We start from the raw sequence: 16,457 nt of genomic DNA, 5'->3' as shown, positions 1-16,457 counted from the left end.
TTCAACCCTTCCGACACGGAGGTCACCCAACATGTTCTTCGCCCAGTACTACCTCGACTGCCTCTCCCAGGCGTCGTACATGATCGCCGACGAGACCACCGGCAGGGCCGTCGTCGTCGACCCGCGCCGCGACGTGTCCGAATACCTCGCCGACGCCGCCGAGCACGGCTTCACCATCGAGGCCGTCGTCAACACCCACTTCCACGCCGACTTCCTCGCCGGCCACCTGGAGCTCGCCGACCGCACCGGCGCCTGGATCGGCTACGGGCAGCGCGCCGACGCCGAGTACCCCATCCGCAGGCTCACCGACGGCGAGCGGATCAGCCTCGGCGACGTCCACCTGCGGATCCTCGAGACTCCCGGCCACACCCCGGAGTCGATCAGCGTCCTGGTGTACGAGCACGCGGACGATGCCGTCCCCTACGGCGTCCTCACCGGCGACGCGCTGTTCATCGGCGACGTCGGACGGCCCGACCTGCTCGCCTCCATCGGCGTGACCGCCGACGAACTCGGGCGGATGCTCTACGACACCGTCCAGAACAAGCTGATGGACCTCCCGGACGCGGTCCGCGTCTTCCCCGCCCACGGCGCCGGCTCCGCCTGCGGCAAGAACCTCTCCACCCAGCGCCAGTCCACCATCGGAGAGCAGCGCGCCACCAACTACGCGTGCCGGCCGATGAGCGAGGAGAGGTTCGTGGAGCTGGTGACGGCGGGACAGCCGTCGGCACCCGCCTACTTCGTCTACGACGCGATCCTCAACCGCAAGGAGCACGGCCTGTTCGACGCGGCCGCCGCGCCTCGGCCGCTGTCGGTCGGGGAGTTCATGGAACGGCGCGCGGCGGGAGCGGTCGTGGTCGACGCCCGCTCCCCGCAGGACTTCGCGCCCGGGTATCTGCGCGGCTCGGTCAACGTGCCCGCGGACGGCCGCTTCGCCGAGCAGGCCGGCATGGTCGTCGGTCCCGAGCAGGAGGTCGTCGTCGTCGCGCCGCAGGACCGCGAGGAGGAGGTCGTCATCCGGCTCGCCCGCATCGGCTTCGACCGGGTCGGCGGGTACCTGCGCGAACCCGAGGGCGCCTTCCCCGCCCTGGCCGCCGAGATGGAGCAGGCGAGCCGCGTGACCGCCGACGAACTGCGCCGGCTGCTGGACGGCGAGGAACCGCCGCTGGTGCTCGACGTACGCAACACCGCCGAGCGCGAGGAGGGCTTCATCGCGGGCTCGCTCCACATCCCGCTGGCCGAACTGTCCCGCCGTATCGACGAGCTCCCCTCCGGCCGGCCCCTGGTCGTCCACTGTGCGGGCGGCCACCGTTCCTCCATCGCCGCCAGCCTGCTGCGGCACAAGGGCCGCAGCGACGTCTCCGACCTGCTCGGCGGCTACGGCGCCTGGCTCGCCCTGCCCGCGCGGGCCGACGTCTGATCCACCGCGGTCCCGGGCGGCGACCGGAGCACGGCCGCCGCCCGACCCCCCTCGCAGAGACCGCCTCACAGAAAACAGGGAACCCTCGATGACCGTCCGTGCCGACAAACCACGACTCGATCCCGCTGCCCTGCGCGACCTGACCCGCTCCGGCGAGGGCCCGCGCCTGCTGGACGTGCGCACTCCCGGCGAGTTCCGCACCGCCCACATCCCCGGCTCCTACAACGTGCCCCTCGACACCCTGCGCGAGCACCGCGCCGAACTGCTGCACCACCTCGACGAGGACGTCGTCCTCATCTGCCGCTCCGGCGCCCGCGCCGCCCAGGCCGAACAGGCCCTCGCCGAGGCAGGGCTGCCCAACCTTCGCGTCCTCGACGGCGGCGTCACGGCCTGGGAGAACGCCGGCGGCCCACTCACCCGAGGACCCGAACGCTGGGACCTGGAGCGCCAGGTCCGGCTCGTCGCCGGAACCCTCGTCCTGGTGACCGGCGTCGCGGGCCTGTTCGTGCCCGGACTGCACCTGATCGGCACCGCCGTCGGCGCCGGGCTGACCGTCGCCGCGCTCACCAACACCTGCGCCATGGGCATGCTGCTGTCGAAGCTGCCCTACAACCGCGGCCCGCGCACCGACCTCGACACGATCGTCGGCGCCCTGCGGGACGCGCCGTGATCGCCGTGGTCATCGCCGCGTCCCTGCTCATCGGCGCCAGCCTCGGCGTCCTGGGCGGCGGCGGATCCATCCTGACCGTCCCCATCCTGATCTACCTGGCCGGCCTGGAGACCAAGGAGGCCATCGCCACCTCCCTATTCGTCGTCGGCGTCACCAGCGCCGCAGGCGTCGTCTCCCACGCCCGCGCCGGACGCGTCCGCTGGCGTACCGGGCTGCTGTTCGGCCTGGCCGGCATGACCGGCGCCTACGCGGGTGGCCGCCTCGCCGAGTTCATCCCCGGCACGGTCCTGCTCATCGCGTTCGCCCTCATGATGATCGCCACCGCCGTCGCCATGATCCGCGGCCGCCGGCAGGCGCCGAAGAAGGTCCACCACGAACTCCCCGTCCTGCACGTGCTGCTCGACGGCATCGTCGTGGGGCTGGTCACCGGACTGGTAGGAGCCGGTGGAGGGTTCCTCGTCGTCCCCGCGCTCGCCCTGCTCGGCGGGCTGCCGATGACCGTCGCCGTCGGCACCTCCCTGCTCGTGATCTCCATGAAGTCCTTCGCCGGCCTGGCCGGTTACCTCGCCGGCGTGCACATCGACTGGGGCTTCGCCGCACTCGTCACGGCGACCGCCGTCGTCGGCAGCCTGCTCGGTGGCCTCCTCGCCGGGCGCATCCCGCAGGAGGCGCTGCGCAAGTCCTTCGGCTGGTTCGTCGCCGTCATGGGCGTCTTCGTCCTCGGCCAACAGACCGGCACCGGCTTCCGCCACACCCTGCTGACCAGCCCCTGGACCTGGGCCTCCGTGGCCGCGGCAGTAGGGATCGCCGTCAGCCGGTACATGCTCAGGCGCCCCGCACGAACGCCGGAGCGAACGAACGACACCCCGGCGACGCCGGACAAGGACAGCCCGGACCACCTCGCCACCCGCCCGTGACCACAGGAAGTGAGGGCCGCGGCATCGTGACCACCTGCGGGCGCAGGATCGCCGTGCGGCGCCTGCGGCTCGCGCCTGCGGACCGGCCCATCAGCCGGGTCACCCTGGACGTGGGCAGGGACCAGCGCGGCGAACCGGGGGTGTGGGCGGCGCTCACGGCCGACGAGGCACGCGGCCCGGCCCGCCTGCTCCTCCTGCACACGGGCCAGGCCGAGCGCGCCACCGATCCCGCCGGTCCTACGCGCGAGGACTCCTCCGCGTCCTGTCGTCCGGGTTCCGACCGGTGAACGACGTCGACGGGTCCCGGTGTCCGGTGACGCCCGCGAGTCGGACACAGGCACGTGGCCGCAGCACCGTCCGGATGGCCGGTCGGTTCCCCGTGCGGGTACGCCCGGGTCGGACACGACCGCCACCACGCGCCGTATTGCCGTCCGGCAGGACGCGTCCGATGCCGGTGCCGGTCGTCTCACGTGTAGACGATCTGGCCGCCGGCCGCGCGCTCGTAGAACTCGCCGACCGTGATGACGCCCTGGACCTGGTCGACGAGGTCGTCCTCGCCGAGTTCGAAGAGGTCGACCGATGCCCTGCAGGCGTAGATGCCGGCGCCGGTGTCGGCGATCATCTCGATGAACTCGGGGATCGGTGGGATGTCGAGCTTGTCCATCTTCCGTCCCATGTAACGCGTCACCAGATCCGGGACCCCCGGCAGGCCACCGAGCAGGGTCGGGAGGTGGAGTCCGGGGTTGCCGACCGTGGCCAGCTTGATGTGTTCCCAGCGCTTCTTCGTGATGGCGTCCAGTCCGAAGAAGGTGAAGAACAAGTCGGCCTCGATGCCCTCGGCGCGGGCACCGTTGGCCATGATCAGGGCTGGGTAGATCCCTTCCAGGGATCCCTTGGAAACGATGATCGAGACCTTCTCGATCGTGGCGGTGTCCGCCATGGCGAGCCCCTCCTTCTCAGATGCAGCCGCGGGGCTTGGGGATTCCGGCGATCTTGGCGGCGGTCTTGGCCGGGCCCTTCGGGAAGAGCTGGTAGAGCTCCTTGACGCTCACGCCGGAGGTCTTGCCGAGGACGCGGACGGTGGGACCGGTGCCCTTGGCCGCGTACTGGGCGCGCATGAAGTGGATGACCTTCCAGTGCCGGTCGGTCAGGGCCTCGATGCCCGCCTCGCGGGCGAGCTGCTCGGCCATGGGCTCGGTCCACCGCTCGGGGTCGGTGAAGAAGCCCTCGTCGTCGACGGGTACGGCGGTGTCCGCGTAGGTGGCGGTGGGCATGGCGGGGTCCTCTCCCCTCAGACGGACAGGTGGTTCTTGCCGCGCTCGGGCATCGCCGAGCCGATGCCGGGTACCTCCCGGCCGGGCAGCAGGCTGTGCCAGTACAGCCACTCGAAGGCGAGCTTGCCGAGATGGCTCGCGTGCGACTCCTTCAGCAGCGGCAGACCGACGGGGCCCGGGAAGTGGCCGGGCAGCGGCTCGGTGTCGTAGTTGAAGTCGATGAGCAGGGCCTTGTGGAAACCGGTCTCGACGAAACAGTTGGTGTGCCCGTCGAAGGAGGCGTCCAGCGGCCGTCCGGCGAGGAAGCGGCCGATGTTGTGCACCAGCGCCTCGCCCTCGAAGTGGGCGACCGAGCCCGCCTTCGACGCCGGCAGACCCGCCGCGTCCCCGACCGCGAACACCTCGGGGTGGTCGGGGTGTTGGAGGCTGTGCGGGTCGACGGGGACGAATCCCAGCTCGTCGCCGAGGCCCTCGGAGCGGCCCACGTACTCCGCGCCGCCGTGCAGCGGCACGACCACCGCCAGGTCGAAGGGCACCTCGCGCTCGTCGTACGACACCAGCCGGCCCCCGGCCCCGTCCACTTTTCCGAGCGTGAACTCGGTGACGAGCTCGACGCCCTTCTCCTTCAGCAGTCCCCCCAGCGCCCTGGCGGCGACCGGCTTGGTGAAGGCCGCGTCCAGCGGGGTGGCGTACGTCAGCTCGACCCGGTCTCGGATGCCTCGCCGCTGGAAGTACCAGTCGGCGAGGAAGGCGAACTCCAGTGGCGCAACGGGGCACTTGACCGGCAGGTCGGCCACGTCGATCACCAGACGGCCACCGTCGAAGCGTTCCAGCGCGTCACGCAGACCGGCCGCGCCGGGCAGGTCGTAGAAGGTGAAGACCTTCTCCCCCCAGCCGGGTCCGGTCAGTCCTTCGGTCTCCTCCGACAGCAGCGTCGCTCCGGTGGCGACCACGAGGACGTCGTACGACAGCCGGATGCCACCGGCGAGGCGTACCGTCCGCGCGTCCAGGTCGACCCGCTCGATCCGCGCCTGCTTGTAGTCGACGGCAGCGTCCAGCTGCCGGGGACGGGACCGCACGAGGTGGTGCGGCTGGGCGAGCCCGAACGGCACGAACAGCAGACCGGGCTGGTAGAGGTGGTCGTCGTCCTGGTCGACGACCGTGATCCGGCACTCCCGCCTGTCGTATGTGCGACACAGGCGGTTCGCCGTCATGGTGCCGGCGGTTCCGCCGCCGAGAATCACGATGTATTGGCCCATGTCCCCACTGTCGTACGGAAGATGACGACCGGACTTGGGCCACTGGTCCCCACCGGGGTACCCACCCGGGTATGTCTTCGACCGGGCCCACGACCCCCGGGACCCGCTTGCCCGTCACGAGCGCCCTGGTAAAATACCCCGCAGGGTATATCGTCGTGCGACCAGGCACGAGGGCCGAACGGTCCCCGGCGCACCCCGTCGGCCCCTCGCCCCGCCCCCGCGCCCAGCGGTCGACTGGAAACCGGAGCAGCCGACACCAGCGAGAAGGGCCCGGCCATGACCGGCAGCACACCGCAGACCCTCAAGCCGAACCGCACCCAGTCCCCGGACGTGCACCACCTCGAGGTCACCCACGTCGAGGGCGACGCCTACTCCGTGGACGTCCGCGGACATTGCCTCCAGGTCGACCAGCCGTTGGAAGCGGGTGGCACGGACACCGCACCCACCCCGACCGAGCTCTTCGCCGCCTCACTGGCCACCTGCGTGGCGTTCTACGCGGGCCGCTACCTCCACCGGCACGGCCTGCCTCTCACCGGACTGCGCGTCCGTACGGAATTCACCATGGCCACCGACCGCCCGGCGCGCGTCTCCTCCCTGCGCCTTGTGATCGTCCCTCCGGGGGCACTGCCCGAGCGACGGCGGGCGGCACTGCTGGCCGTGGCCTCGCACTGCACGGTCCACAACACCCTCCACCAGGTGCCCGAGATCGACATCGAGCTGGAGCCATGAGTACGACCTCGGCGCCGACCGTGCCGGCATTGCTCGACCGCATCCGGGGCGGCCTCATCGGCGACGACGAGGTGCTGGACGGCCCCTACGGCCCGAAGCGGATCGTCTACGCCGACTACACCGCCTCCGGCCGCTCCCTCGACTTCGTCGAGGACTTCGTCCGCGAACAGGTCCTGCCGCGCTACGGCAACACCCACACGGAGAGCTCCAGCACCGGTCTGCAGACGACCCGGCTGCGTGAGGACGCCCGCCGGATCATCCGGGCGGCGGTCGGCGGCACCGAGGACGATCTGGTGATCTTCTGCGGGTCCGGCGCGACCGCCGCGGTCAACAAACTGATCGGCATCCTTCAGCTGCGCCGCCCGGACCGGCCGCCACCCGCCGAGCGGCCCGTGGTGTTCGTCGGCCCCTACGAACACCACTCCAACGAACTGCCCTGGCGCGAGTCCGTCGCCGACGTGGTCGTGATCGACGAGGATCCCGACGGCCACATCGACCTCACCGGACTCGAAAAGGCACTACGACGCCACGCCGGCCGCCCGCTGCGGATCGGTAGCTTCTCCGCGGCCTCCAACGTCACCGGCATCCTCACCGACACCGACCGCATCGCGCGGCTGCTGCACAGACACGGCGCCCTGTCCTTCTGGGACTACGCGGCGGCGGCGCCGTACGTCCCGATCCGGACGGCCGAGAGCACGGCGGGCGCGGGGGACCACAAGGACGCGCTGTTCGTCTCCCCGCACAAGTTCGTCGGCGGTCCGCAGACCCCCGGCGTACTCGTCGTGCGGCGCGAGCTGGTGCGCAACCGGGTGCCCACCGCGCCCGGCGGCGGCACGGTCGCCTTCGTCGATCCGCTCAGCCACCGCTATCTCGACGATCCGGTGGCCCGCGAGGAGGGCGGCACCCCCGCGATCGTCGAGTCCGTCCGGGCCGGGCTCGTCTTCGCCCTCAAGCAGGCCGTCGGCACCGACGCCATCCAGACCGCCGAGGAGCGCCACTGGCGGCGCGCGCTGAACCGCTGGGACCGCAACCCCGGCATCGAGATCCTCGGCAACCACCACGCCCGCCGGCTGTCCATCGTCTCCTTCCGGATCCGGTACGGCGACCGCCTCTACCTGCACCACAACTACGTGGTCGCGCTACTGAACGACCTCTTCGGCATCCAGGCCCGTGGCGGCTGCTCCTGCGCGGGCCCGTACGGCCACCGCCTGCTCGCGATCGACACCACCACCTCCCATGCCCTGCTCGACGAGGTCGTCCACGGCTGCGACGGCATCAAGCCCGGATGGAGCCGCGTCAACTTCAACTACTTCATCAGCGACACCGTCCGCGACTACCTCATCGACGCCGTCGACCTGATCGCCACGCACGGCCACCGGCTGCTGCCCGACTACCGCTTCGATGCGCGCACCGGACAGTGGCACCACCACGACGGCCCCGTCGGCCCGCCCCTACGGCTGACCGACGTGAGCTACAGCGCCGACGGCGGGCTCACCGCACCGGCACCCCCTCACCGTCGGCTGGGCGAGGAGGCACTGGCCGGTCAACTCGCCCGTGCCCGCGAGGTGCTGGCCGCCCGCCCCGACCGCCTCGATGACGGCGCCACCGGGCTGCCGGCCGACTTCGAGCGCATGCGCTGGTTCCCGCTGCCTCCCGTCTGCAGGGAAAAAACCCGGACCGACACCGATTGAACCGAGCAGGCACAAATACCCCACCGGGTACACAGGAGCGGAGGGAGCCCCATGCCGACCGTCGACCTGACCAAGGACACCTTCGAGGAGGCCGTCACGGCTCCGACATCGTGCTGATCGACTTCTGGGCCGCCGCCCTGATGGCCGTCCGCGACCGGACCGTCCTGTACGCGCAGCCGGCTCCGGAAGGCCGCCGCGGGCACGACTCGAGCGAACTGACACGCCCCGCGCCCGCACGCAGGTTCAGCGGCTGGGCAGGGCGGCAAGGGCGGGAGGTCTGGCCATGACAGGTGTGATCCTTGGTGGTCGACGCCGTCCCGAACCGGGACGTACAGTACCCCTAGGGGTATTTCTCGAGGAGTGATCGTGGAACTGGAGCTTGAGGGTGCGGACCTGAAGGCCGTGCTGAACCGGCTGCGCCGGGCGCAGGGCCAGATCTCCGGTGTGATCCGGATGATCGAGGAGGGGCGCGACTGCGAGGACGTCGTCACGCAGCTCGCCGCCGCCTCACGGGCACTGGACCGCGCCGGTTTCGCGATCATCGCGACAGGCCTGCAGCAGTGTGTGACGGACATGGAGTCCGGTCGTAGGAACGGTGAGGACCCCGAGGCGATGCGCGCCCGCCTGGAGAAGCTGTTCCTGTCCCTGGCGTGATCATGTCCCCTGGTCCAACTCACACCACCGCGTGGATGAGCATGAAGGCAGCCACGGCCGACAGCACCAGGGCGAAGCTCCGCTGAAGCGTGTCCCCGGAGACCTTCGCGGCCAGCCGCTTGCCGTCCCAGGCGCCGAGGGTCGCCGCCCCGACAAAGGGGCCCACGACCGCCCAGTCCAGCCCCTCGACCGTGCCGGGCCCGGGTCGTCAGCGCGGCCAGCGAGTTGACGGTGATGACCAGCAGGCTGGTGCCCACCGCGTTACGCATCCGCATGCCGAGCACGCTCACCAGCGCCGGTACGGCGAGGAAGCCGCCGCCTACGCCGAGGACTCCTGTGACAGCGCCGAGCCCGGCGCCGGCGGCCGCGGCCCGCATCGGCCGTACCGTCACGGCACCCTCCGCGTCCGGCCGCGAGCGCAGCATGCGCACGGCGGCCGCTCCCGCGACCAGCGCGAAGGCCGCCGTCAGCACCGCCTCGGGGACGCGGGCGGCAAGTGCGCCGCCCAGCATCGCCGGGCCGATCCCGGCCGCCGCGAACAACAGCCCCGTACGCCATCGCACATGACCCTCACGGGCGTGCGCGGCCAGCGCGGTCACCGACGTGATGGTGACGATGACCAGGCTCGCCGTCGTGGCGGCGACCGGGGTGAAGCCGAGCAGGTAGATCAGGGCGGGGACGGCCAGCACGCTGCCGCCGCCTCCGAGCGCGCCGAGCGCCAGGCCGATGACGGCCCCGGCGACCAGGGCGAGGACGACCGCGCTCACGTGACGGTGCCGTTCCCGCCGCGCGCGTCCACCACCGGCAGCCCCGCCGCGGCCCAGTCCCGCATGCCACCGATCACGTCGACGGCTTGCGAACCGCGGGCGACGAGCAGTTCCGCGGCCTGCCGGGAACGGTTGCCGGAACGGCAGATCACGACCAGGGGCCACGCCTGCGCGGTGTCCGGCAGCCCCGCGCCGGCGGCCAGCGCGGACAGCGGCAGGTGCACGGCGCGCGGCGCGTGCCCGGCCTGCCACTCGAACGGCTCGCGCACGTCCAGCAGTACGGCGTCACCCGCGCCGTCGATGTCGGCGTGCCCGGTGCGACGATGTGCGAGGTCCGCACCCCGCGCCGCGCGGCGGCCGCGATCACCTGGCCGATGTCGCGGGGCGGATCCACTGCCGAGGCTGTGCGCTCACCTCCGGCCGAGACAGCTCCGGTTGCCGATCCCCGCCACCTCGATCACGTCCACGGAGAACACGAGGTAGTCCCTGCCTCCCGGTGAAGATTTACCCCAGGGGGTATGCCTTCGACGGTAACATGAATACCCTAGGGGGTATTTACGGGGACAGGGGAAGCCCCGGGAAACACCTCACGAGTACCTCGCACACGGCGGGACACCCGTCCCGCGCGAGCCGACGAGAAAGACCACCGCGATGCGCTACGACCGCACCGTCCACCTCGACACCGACTTCGCCACCGCCGTGGAGCGCGTCCGCGACGCCCTCGCCGCACAGGGCTTCGGCGTCCTCACCGAGATCGACGTCACCGCCACCCTCAAGGCCAAGCTCGACCATGCCGCAGAAAACATGGAGGCCTATGTCATCCTCGGCGCCTGCAACCCGGCCCTCGCCCACCGCGCCCTGGAGACCGACCGCTCGATCGGCCTGCTGCTGCCCTGCAACGTGGTCGTCCGCCGCGACGGCGACCGCACCGCCGTACAGGCCCTCGACCCGAACACGATGGTCGCCCTGACCGAACTCGACGCCCTGCGGCCGGTCGCCGAGGAGGCCACCCGCCGCCTCGACGCCGCCCTCGCCGCCCTCGCCCCGGGCGGGACAGCGGGCTGAGCGGACGATCAGCCCGACGCAGACCGTAGGGGCCGAACACGCTCGGCCCTGTCCCCTCCCCCCGGGCGGCCCCGGCGTGTCCTCCACTGACGCGACGTCACCGCACCGGTCCGCGCCGGCCGACCGGTAGCGGGCGAAAGGACGCGGGAGTCACCGGTCGCGCAGGCCGTGATCTCCTCCTGGACGCGGTCACGGACACCGTTGTCGGTCAGGTGGGCGAGGTGGCCTTACTCTGGCGGTCGGCTGTGACCCTGGTCGCAGCGCGGCGGTGGGGCTCGCCGTACCCGAACCGCGGCATCGGCGGCGCCAACAGTCCCTACTTGCGATGGTGTGTACCCGCGTGCGGGCCCCGGCGAGTAGGAGACGTACATGACAGCCCCGAAGTCCCAGGCGGTGGACGAACCCACGGACCCCGACGTCGGTCTGCGCGTGCCCGCACGGCGGCAGCAGTCCTGGCGGGCACAGGGACCGATCGTGGCGGTGGTGGCGCCGGGCCGCGGCCCGCTACGGGGCCGCGCAACTGTGGCCGACCCCGGCGGCTAGTCCTTTCCGTGGACCACGCTGTGGGTCAACGCGGTCGGCTGCGCGGTCATCGGCGTGTTCATGGTGGTCATCACCGATGTGTGGGCGGCGCACCGGCTGGTGCGGCCGTTCGTCGGCACGGGGGTGATCGGCGGTTTCACGACCTTCTCGACGTACGCCGTCGACATCCGGAAGCTCGTGAACACCGGGCATCCCCGGACCGGCTTGGCGTATCCGGCCGCGGCGCCGCCGGCGGCGCCGGCAGCGGTGTGGCTCGCGGTGACGGTGACACGCCGCGTTCTGGCCTGGAGGCAGGGATAAGTGATGACAAGGCTGACCGGCAGTGCCCTGCGGGTGACGATCTTCATCGGGGAGAACGACACATGGCACCACAAGCCGCTCCACAGCGAGATCGTGCACCAGGTGCACCAGGCCGGGTTCGCGGGCGCCGACGTGTTCCGGGGCGTCGAGGGCTTCGGCGCCTCCTCCCTGATCCATACCGCGCGGTTGCTGTCCCTGAGCGAGGATCTGCCGGTGGCGATCGTCATCGCCGGGTGCCGCACGCCACGGCTTCCCGAGGGGGCGACGGCCCAGACGGCGTGGTGAAGGCCGTCGGCCGCGTCGCGTCGTCGGGACCGTCCGGCCCATGCGGCTCACGCGTGCCGGGCGGAGAGTGGAAGGAGGAACGCACGCGACACAAGGAGGCGGGAACCATGTGGCACCGGACGGTAGGCGACCTCATGACCGCACCGGTCGTCAAGGTGCGCCGGGACACCGGTTTCAAGGAGATCGCCAAGCTGCTCGCCGAACACGACATCACCGCCGTACCCGTCGTGGACGACGAGGAACACGCCGTGGGCGTGGTCTCCGAAGCTGACCTGCTGCGCAAGGAGGCCGCACTCCTCGATCCGGCGGGCCTGCTGCCGGTCCTGCGTCCCGGGCCCGCCGACCGCGCGAAGGCGGAGGCCACGACCGCCAAGGGGCTGATGAACAGCCCTGTCGTGACGGCCCGGCCGCAGTGGACGGCGGTGGAGGCGGCCCAGGTCATGGAGCGCCACCACGTCAAACGGCTGCCGGTGGTCGACGAGGCCGACCGACTGGTCGGGCTGGTCAGCAGGGCCGACCTGCTGCATGTCTTCCTGCGGGGCGACAGCGCCATCCGGGAGGAGATCGCGGGAGAGGTACTCCTGCGCACGCTCGGGATCACGCCCGGGGCGGTCACCGTGCGGGTGGTCGACGGACGGGTGGCGCTGAAGGGCACCGTCGAGCGCAAGTCGCTCGTCCCGGTCCTCGTGCGCCTGTGCCAGGGCGTGGACGGGGTGGTCGATGTCTCCGCCGAGCTGCACCACCGGGTGGACGACACCTCCACCGTGCCGGAGCCCGAGGCGTCACGCCGCGCCGGAATCGCCACATGAGCCGGAGTGCAAACGACGAGAGGGGATGGGACATGACCGGGACTCCGTACACCGTGAGCGATGTGATGACCCAGACGGTCGTAGCCGTCGGACGCGACGCACCGTTCAAGGAGATCGTGCTGACCATGGAGCAGTGGAAGGTCAGCGCCATGCCGGTGCTGGAGGGAGAGGGACGCGTCATCGGTGTCGTCTCCGAGGCCGACCTGCTGCCCAAGGAGGAGTTCCGGGAAGGGGAGCAGCCCCTCTCCCAGCAGCGACAGCGCCTGGCCGACGTCGCCAAGGCCGGTGCGACCAGGGCGGAGGAACTCATGAGCACCCCCGCCGTCACCGTCCACCCGGACGCCACTCTCGCCCAGGCCGCCCGGATCATGGCCGTCCGGCACGTCAAGCGGCTGCCCGTGGTCGACGACATCGGCATGCTCCAGGGCATCGTCAGCCGTGCCGATCTGCTGAAGGTCTTCCTGCGGCCGGACGACGAGATAGCGGACGAGGTCCGCCGCAGGGTGGTGTCCTCCCTGTATCCGACCGCCGGCCACTCCATCGACGTCACCGTGCACGAGGGAGTCGTCACCCTGCGCGGGCACGTACGCGACACCGCGCTCGTCCCGATCGCCGTACGCCTCGTGCGCGCCGTCGAAGGTGTCGTGGACGTCGAGCCGGAGCTCACCGGCAGTGGCGCGACCTGAGAGCAGAATTCCCTGATACGCCGCGCGGCTGGTCGGCCGACCCACCGCTTCCTGGGCCAGGTGTCAGCCGCGCGCGACGACGGGGACGGGGCAGCGGCGTAGTGCAGGACGGCATGCCCGTCCGGAACGTCCGAGGCCATCGGCTTCCGGTCGACCAGCCCGTGGACGCGGGCGGGACACAACTCCCTCCATGAGCCTCCGGCGATCAGCATGGAACCGGAGGCCTGATCGCGGCCTCGCCCCAGCCCGTGCGATGGTCCACCCCGCATCGTCAGGGACCAACGCCCCAGTCGGTCTGGGCTCTTCGGCCCATGACGAACGGGTGGACAGGGCCGACGGTGAGAGTAGGGCACCGAAGCCATGGGCGTGAGGCTCACGTCCGGTGACCGCGAGGAAGTGGGTGACCGTGATGCTCTGGTACGGCCATGATCCGAGTGGGTGGACCTGGTTCGTCATGTCGCTCGGCATGATCTTCTTCTGGGCTCTCCTCATCGTCCTCGGTGTCCTGCTGTTCCGGGCCCTGTCCCGGTCGGCCGGCTTCGGGTCGACGAAAAGCCCCGCACCGCACGGGCCCGCCGCCGAGCAGTTGCTCGCCGAACGCTTCGCCCGCGGAGAGATCGACGAGGACGAATACCGCCGCTGCCTGACCGTTCTGCGTACCGGTGGCGGCCAGCCGCTCGACAAGAGCTGATCGAGTGACCCCGTACCGTGACGGATCGGGTCACTCCCGTCACACTCCAGGTTCCGCAGTCGTCCGCCGGGCCGACAGCCGCCACCGCACACGCCCGGGACCGCCGCGGAATAGTTGGAGGAGACGGGAATCGCGCTTCCGTGAGTGGCCGGTCGGCCATGGAGGGAGGCAGGTCCAGTGTCCGTACGTGAACTCGACACGACGACCGTGGCAGGCTTGGTCGAGGGCGCCGCAGCGGCTCCTGGGTTGCGCCGCTGCCCTGTTCAACCTGCGCGTCGCCGCCGCCCACGCGGGGTGGACACCGGCCACCGAGCTCGAGGCGATACCCCGCGCCATCAAGGATGCCCTGAGCGGCGCCGCTCTCCTGGAGGGGGCGCGGCTGGTCTTTCCCGACACATGGCATGTGCGGACATTGCTGGACCTGGTGCAGGATGCCGAGGGGCGCGATGCCATGGACGCCGCCGCGTTCGATGAGCTGAGGCATTGGACCCGGGCGGGTACGGCAGCGGCGGAGACAGCGAGCGACGGGGTACCGGAGTACGCCTTCGGGCCTCGCCGGCGCTCCGGCAGGGCACCCGTGCGTGACTTCGCCGGCCGGCGCACCGTTCCCGGCCGCGAGGCCGCCGCGTTCGAGAACGCGCCTCAGCTCGCCGTGCTGGGCACCGTGCACGACCGGCCGAGGGACTGGTTGCCGGCGGGCCAGGCCATGGAGCGCGTCCTGCTGCAGGCCACCCTCGACGGGCTCGCCACGTCCCTCACGTCCCAGGCCCTCGAATGGCCCGAACTGCGCTGGACCGTGCGCGACCCACGGTCGGCGATGGGGTTCATCCAGATGGTGCTCCGGCTCGGATACGGCCCGGCAGGCCCCGGCACACCTCGGCGCCCCGTGCACGAGGTACTCGACATCGAGTGAGCCCTCTCATGAGCCGGGGCGGCCCCCGTCGGGCGGCGAGGGCGCCGACGAGACGCAGTTCGAGGTGGGATGCGACCCGGTACGAGAGCGGCGTTCTCGTGCGGCAGCAACCGCTCGGTGAGCGGACTGTACGCCTCCTCGACGGCCGCGAGGGCCTGCGGGCCGGGGCTGTCGGAAACACGGTCGGCCGGGCGGCCTGGTCGACGCGCACGGCGCGCAGGACGCCGACAGCCGGTGGGAGCAGGCCGAACACGGCCGCGGTCATGCGGCCGGCGACATCGACATGCCGCCCAACGCGCTTTGTACGGCGAGATCACGATCAGTGTCAGCACCGGTTTGATGGCGGCCAGGATGATCTGCGGGAACTGGCGCCACCGGCCGACCCCCACCATCCATCACGGTGACCGCGCGTTCGCGTTCGGCGCGCGGCGCGACGACCTGGTGCGTCCGGCTGGCGCGGAACGGGCCGGAAGTCCTCCTCGGTGGGCTGTGCGGCCCTCCGCTCCTGGGCTCGCCGCCCCTCGGACAGGGCCGTTGAGCGCCTGCCGCCGCACCACTGTGGGCCGGGAGGCTGAAGATGCGGCTCCGGGCAAGGCGCCGTACCCCGTGCGTGCCGCATGCCGTCGTACGAGGCACCCGCCGGGGCCGGACAGAGAGGGGAAAGGTCATGGCGTCCGTCACCTTCGACAAGGCCACGAGGCGTTTTCCGGGTATGGAGCGCCCGGCCGTCGACACGCTCGACCTGGAGATCGCGGACGGTGAGTTCATGGTCCTGGTGGGCCCGTCCGGCTGTGGCAAGTCCACGATCCTGCGCATGCTCGCCGGGCTGGAGGACGTCGACTCGGGCACGATCCGCATCGGCGACCGGGACGTCACCCAGCTGCCGCCCAAGGACCGGGACATCGCGATGGTGTTCCAGAACTACGCCCTGTACCCGCATATGACGACGGCGGACAACATGGGCTTCGCCCTGAAGATCGCCAAGATGCGCAAGGAGGACGTCCGGCATCGTGTCACCGAGGCGGCCGGCGTCCTGGACCTCGGCGACCTCCTGGAACGCAAACCGAAGTCCCTTTCCGGAGGGCAGCGGCAGAGGGTCGCCATGGGACGCGCCATCGTCCGCGAACCGCGTGTGTTCCTGATGGACGAGCCCCTGTCCAACCTGGACGCCAAGCTGCGGACTCAGACCCGGACTCAGATCGCCTCGTTGCAGCGGCGGCTCGGCACCACCACCGTGTACGTCACGCACGACCAGGTCGAGGCGATGACGATGGGCGACCGGATGGCCGTCGTCAAGGACGGGGTGCTCCAGCAGGTGGGGACGCCCAGGGAGGTGTTCCGGAGCCCGGCCAACGCCTTCGTCGGCGGTTTCATCGGCTCCCCCTCCATGAACCTGTTCCGAGTGCCTCTCACCGGAGAGGGCGCCGAGCTGGGCGGGCTTGTCGTGCCGCTGCGTCCGGCGGTGCGGCGGGCCGTGTCCGAGGAGGGCGCGGCCGGGATCCTGCTCGGCGTACGGCCGGAGCGGTTCGCCCTCCTGTCGTCGGAGGACCTGGAGACGCCGGCCCTGGACCTCGTGGTGGAGGCGGTCGAGGACACCGGTGCCGTCACCTACCTCCACACCACCGCCAAGGTCGGACCGGAGACCGTGGACGTCGTCGTCCGCGCCCCGGAACGGAGGCGGCATGCCAAGGGGGAGCAAGTGCGTGTCACGGTTCAACCGGGCGGATTCCATCTCTTCTCCGCCACGACGGAACGACGCCTGCAGGACACTGCCGGCTGACGTACCT

17 protein-coding genes and 3 pseudogenes are annotated in these 16,457 nt (G+C 71.2%); 15 read left to right on the top strand and 5 right to left on the bottom strand.

Going from position 1 to position 16,457, the window contains the following annotated elements:
* The first annotated feature begins 31 nt into the window (after positions 1-31).
* The 4 genes from ACIRF9_RS50325 (at position 32) to ACIRF9_RS50310 (ending at position 3,291) form a co-directional block, all read left to right on the top strand.
* Complete coding sequence (locus ACIRF9_RS50325) at positions 32-1,417, top strand: rhodanese-like domain-containing protein (RefSeq protein WP_403837136.1); 1,386 nt, start codon at positions 32-34, stop codon at positions 1,415-1,417.
* A gap of 88 nt (positions 1,418-1,505) precedes the next feature.
* Positions 1,506-2,087 carry a rhodanese-like domain-containing protein gene (locus tag ACIRF9_RS50320; RefSeq protein WP_403837134.1) on the top strand — a complete coding sequence of 194 codons (582 nt, stop codon included), beginning with the start codon at positions 1,506-1,508 and terminating at the stop codon, positions 2,085-2,087.
* Complete coding sequence (locus ACIRF9_RS50315; protein WP_403837133.1) at positions 2,084-3,004, top strand: sulfite exporter TauE/SafE family protein; 921 nt, start codon at positions 2,084-2,086, stop codon at positions 3,002-3,004. The genes ACIRF9_RS50320 and ACIRF9_RS50315 overlap by 4 nt, the downstream gene beginning before the upstream one ends.
* The gene (locus ACIRF9_RS50310; RefSeq protein ID WP_403837132.1) at positions 3,001-3,291 is read left to right on the top strand and encodes a hypothetical protein; all 291 of its coding nucleotides are present in this window, start codon (positions 3,001-3,003) and stop codon (positions 3,289-3,291) included. Before ACIRF9_RS50315 ends, ACIRF9_RS50310 begins: the two co-directional genes overlap by 4 nt.
* 179 nt (positions 3,292-3,470) lie before the next feature.
* On the opposite strand, the gene ACIRF9_RS50305 is transcribed toward ACIRF9_RS50310, so the two are convergent.
* Genes ACIRF9_RS50305 through ACIRF9_RS50295 form a run of 3 tightly spaced genes read right to left on the bottom strand, consistent with a single transcriptional unit; the run spans position 3,471 to position 5,537 of the window.
* On the bottom strand, positions 3,471-3,944 hold the full coding sequence (locus ACIRF9_RS50305; protein ID WP_403837131.1) for a DsrE/DsrF/DrsH-like family protein: 474 nt from the start codon (positions 3,942-3,944) through the stop codon (positions 3,471-3,473).
* A gap of 16 nt (positions 3,945-3,960) precedes the next feature.
* A complete protein-coding gene (locus tag ACIRF9_RS50300; RefSeq protein WP_403837130.1) occupies positions 3,961-4,278 on the bottom strand; it encodes a TusE/DsrC/DsvC family sulfur relay protein in 318 nt (105 codons plus the stop codon).
* A 17-nt stretch (positions 4,279-4,295) separates the two neighbouring features.
* Complete coding sequence (locus ACIRF9_RS50295) at positions 4,296-5,537, bottom strand: NAD(P)/FAD-dependent oxidoreductase (protein WP_403837129.1); 1,242 nt, start codon at positions 5,535-5,537, stop codon at positions 4,296-4,298.
* Positions 5,538-5,813: 276 nt separating this feature from the next.
* Here ACIRF9_RS50295 and ACIRF9_RS50290 point away from each other — a divergent pair, with 276 nt between their 5' ends.
* The 3 genes from ACIRF9_RS50290 (at position 5,814) to ACIRF9_RS50280 (ending at position 8,611) form a co-directional block, all read left to right on the top strand.
* Positions 5,814-6,266 (top strand): OsmC family protein, encoded by a 453-nt coding sequence (locus tag ACIRF9_RS50290; protein ID WP_403837128.1) that lies wholly within the window; start codon positions 5,814-5,816, stop codon positions 6,264-6,266.
* Complete coding sequence (locus tag ACIRF9_RS50285; RefSeq protein WP_403837127.1) at positions 6,263-7,957, top strand: aminotransferase class V-fold PLP-dependent enzyme; 1,695 nt, start codon at positions 6,263-6,265, stop codon at positions 7,955-7,957. Before ACIRF9_RS50290 ends, ACIRF9_RS50285 begins: the two co-directional genes overlap by 4 nt.
* A 366-nt stretch (positions 7,958-8,323) precedes the next feature.
* Entirely contained in the window at positions 8,324-8,611 is a 288-nt protein-coding gene (locus tag ACIRF9_RS50280; RefSeq protein WP_018839344.1) for a metal-sensitive transcriptional regulator, read from the top strand.
* A 19-nt stretch (positions 8,612-8,630) separates the two neighbouring features.
* On the opposite strand, the pseudogene ACIRF9_RS50275 reads toward ACIRF9_RS50280, so the two are convergent.
* Together ACIRF9_RS50275 and ACIRF9_RS50270 are read right to left on the bottom strand one after the other, a co-directional pair.
* Positions 8,631-9,378, bottom strand: a pseudogene (locus ACIRF9_RS50275) (sulfite exporter TauE/SafE family protein).
* The gene (locus ACIRF9_RS50270) at positions 9,375-9,680 is read right to left on the bottom strand and encodes a rhodanese-like domain-containing protein (protein WP_403837135.1); all 306 of its coding nucleotides are present in this window, start codon (positions 9,678-9,680) and stop codon (positions 9,375-9,377) included. The pseudogene ACIRF9_RS50275 and the gene ACIRF9_RS50270 overlap by 4 nt, the downstream one beginning before the upstream one ends.
* 349 nt (positions 9,681-10,029) lie before the next feature.
* Here ACIRF9_RS50270 and ACIRF9_RS50265 point away from each other — a divergent pair, with 349 nt between their 5' ends.
* The 8 genes and pseudogenes from ACIRF9_RS50265 to ACIRF9_RS50230 all read left to right on the top strand — a co-directional run bounded on the left by ACIRF9_RS50265 (position 10,030) and on the right by ACIRF9_RS50230 (position 16,450).
* Positions 10,030-10,443: a DUF302 domain-containing protein gene (locus ACIRF9_RS50265; protein ID WP_403837126.1), complete on the top strand. Its 414-nt coding sequence runs from the start codon at positions 10,030-10,032 to the stop codon at positions 10,441-10,443.
* A gap of 369 nt (positions 10,444-10,812) precedes the next feature.
* Positions 10,813-11,286: pseudogene (locus tag ACIRF9_RS50260) on the top strand (CrcB family protein).
* Positions 11,287-11,289: 3 nt separating this feature from the next.
* Positions 11,290-11,514, top strand: a pseudogene (locus ACIRF9_RS50255) (DUF190 domain-containing protein); the annotation flags it as partial.
* Positions 11,515-11,678: 164 nt separating this feature from the next.
* Positions 11,679-12,380 carry a CBS domain-containing protein gene (locus ACIRF9_RS50250; protein ID WP_403837125.1) on the top strand — a complete coding sequence of 234 codons (702 nt, stop codon included), beginning with the start codon at positions 11,679-11,681 and terminating at the stop codon, positions 12,378-12,380.
* A 32-nt stretch (positions 12,381-12,412) separates the two neighbouring features.
* Positions 12,413-13,066, top strand: coding sequence for a CBS domain-containing protein (locus tag ACIRF9_RS50245; protein ID WP_403837124.1), 654 nt, complete (start codon positions 12,413-12,415; stop codon positions 13,064-13,066).
* Positions 13,067-13,448: 382 nt separating this feature from the next.
* Positions 13,449-13,757, top strand: a complete 309-nt coding sequence (locus ACIRF9_RS50240; RefSeq protein ID WP_403837123.1) for an SHOCT domain-containing protein — start codon at positions 13,449-13,451, stop codon at positions 13,755-13,757.
* A gap of 187 nt (positions 13,758-13,944) precedes the next feature.
* Positions 13,945-14,670, top strand: a complete 726-nt coding sequence (locus tag ACIRF9_RS50235) for a hypothetical protein (RefSeq protein WP_403837122.1) — start codon at positions 13,945-13,947, stop codon at positions 14,668-14,670.
* Positions 14,671-15,337: 667 nt separating this feature from the next.
* Positions 15,338-16,450 (top strand): ABC transporter ATP-binding protein, encoded by a 1,113-nt coding sequence (locus ACIRF9_RS50230; protein WP_403837121.1) that lies wholly within the window; start codon positions 15,338-15,340, stop codon positions 16,448-16,450.
* Positions 16,451-16,457 lie beyond the last annotated feature (7 nt).

This window comes from Streptomyces sp. NPDC096132, assembly GCF_044763345.1.
Taxonomy (GTDB): domain Bacteria; phylum Actinomycetota; class Actinomycetes; order Streptomycetales; family Streptomycetaceae; genus Streptomyces.
Note: the sequence above shows the minus strand (reverse complement) of the source record. Positions and strands in the feature narration are given on the sequence as shown.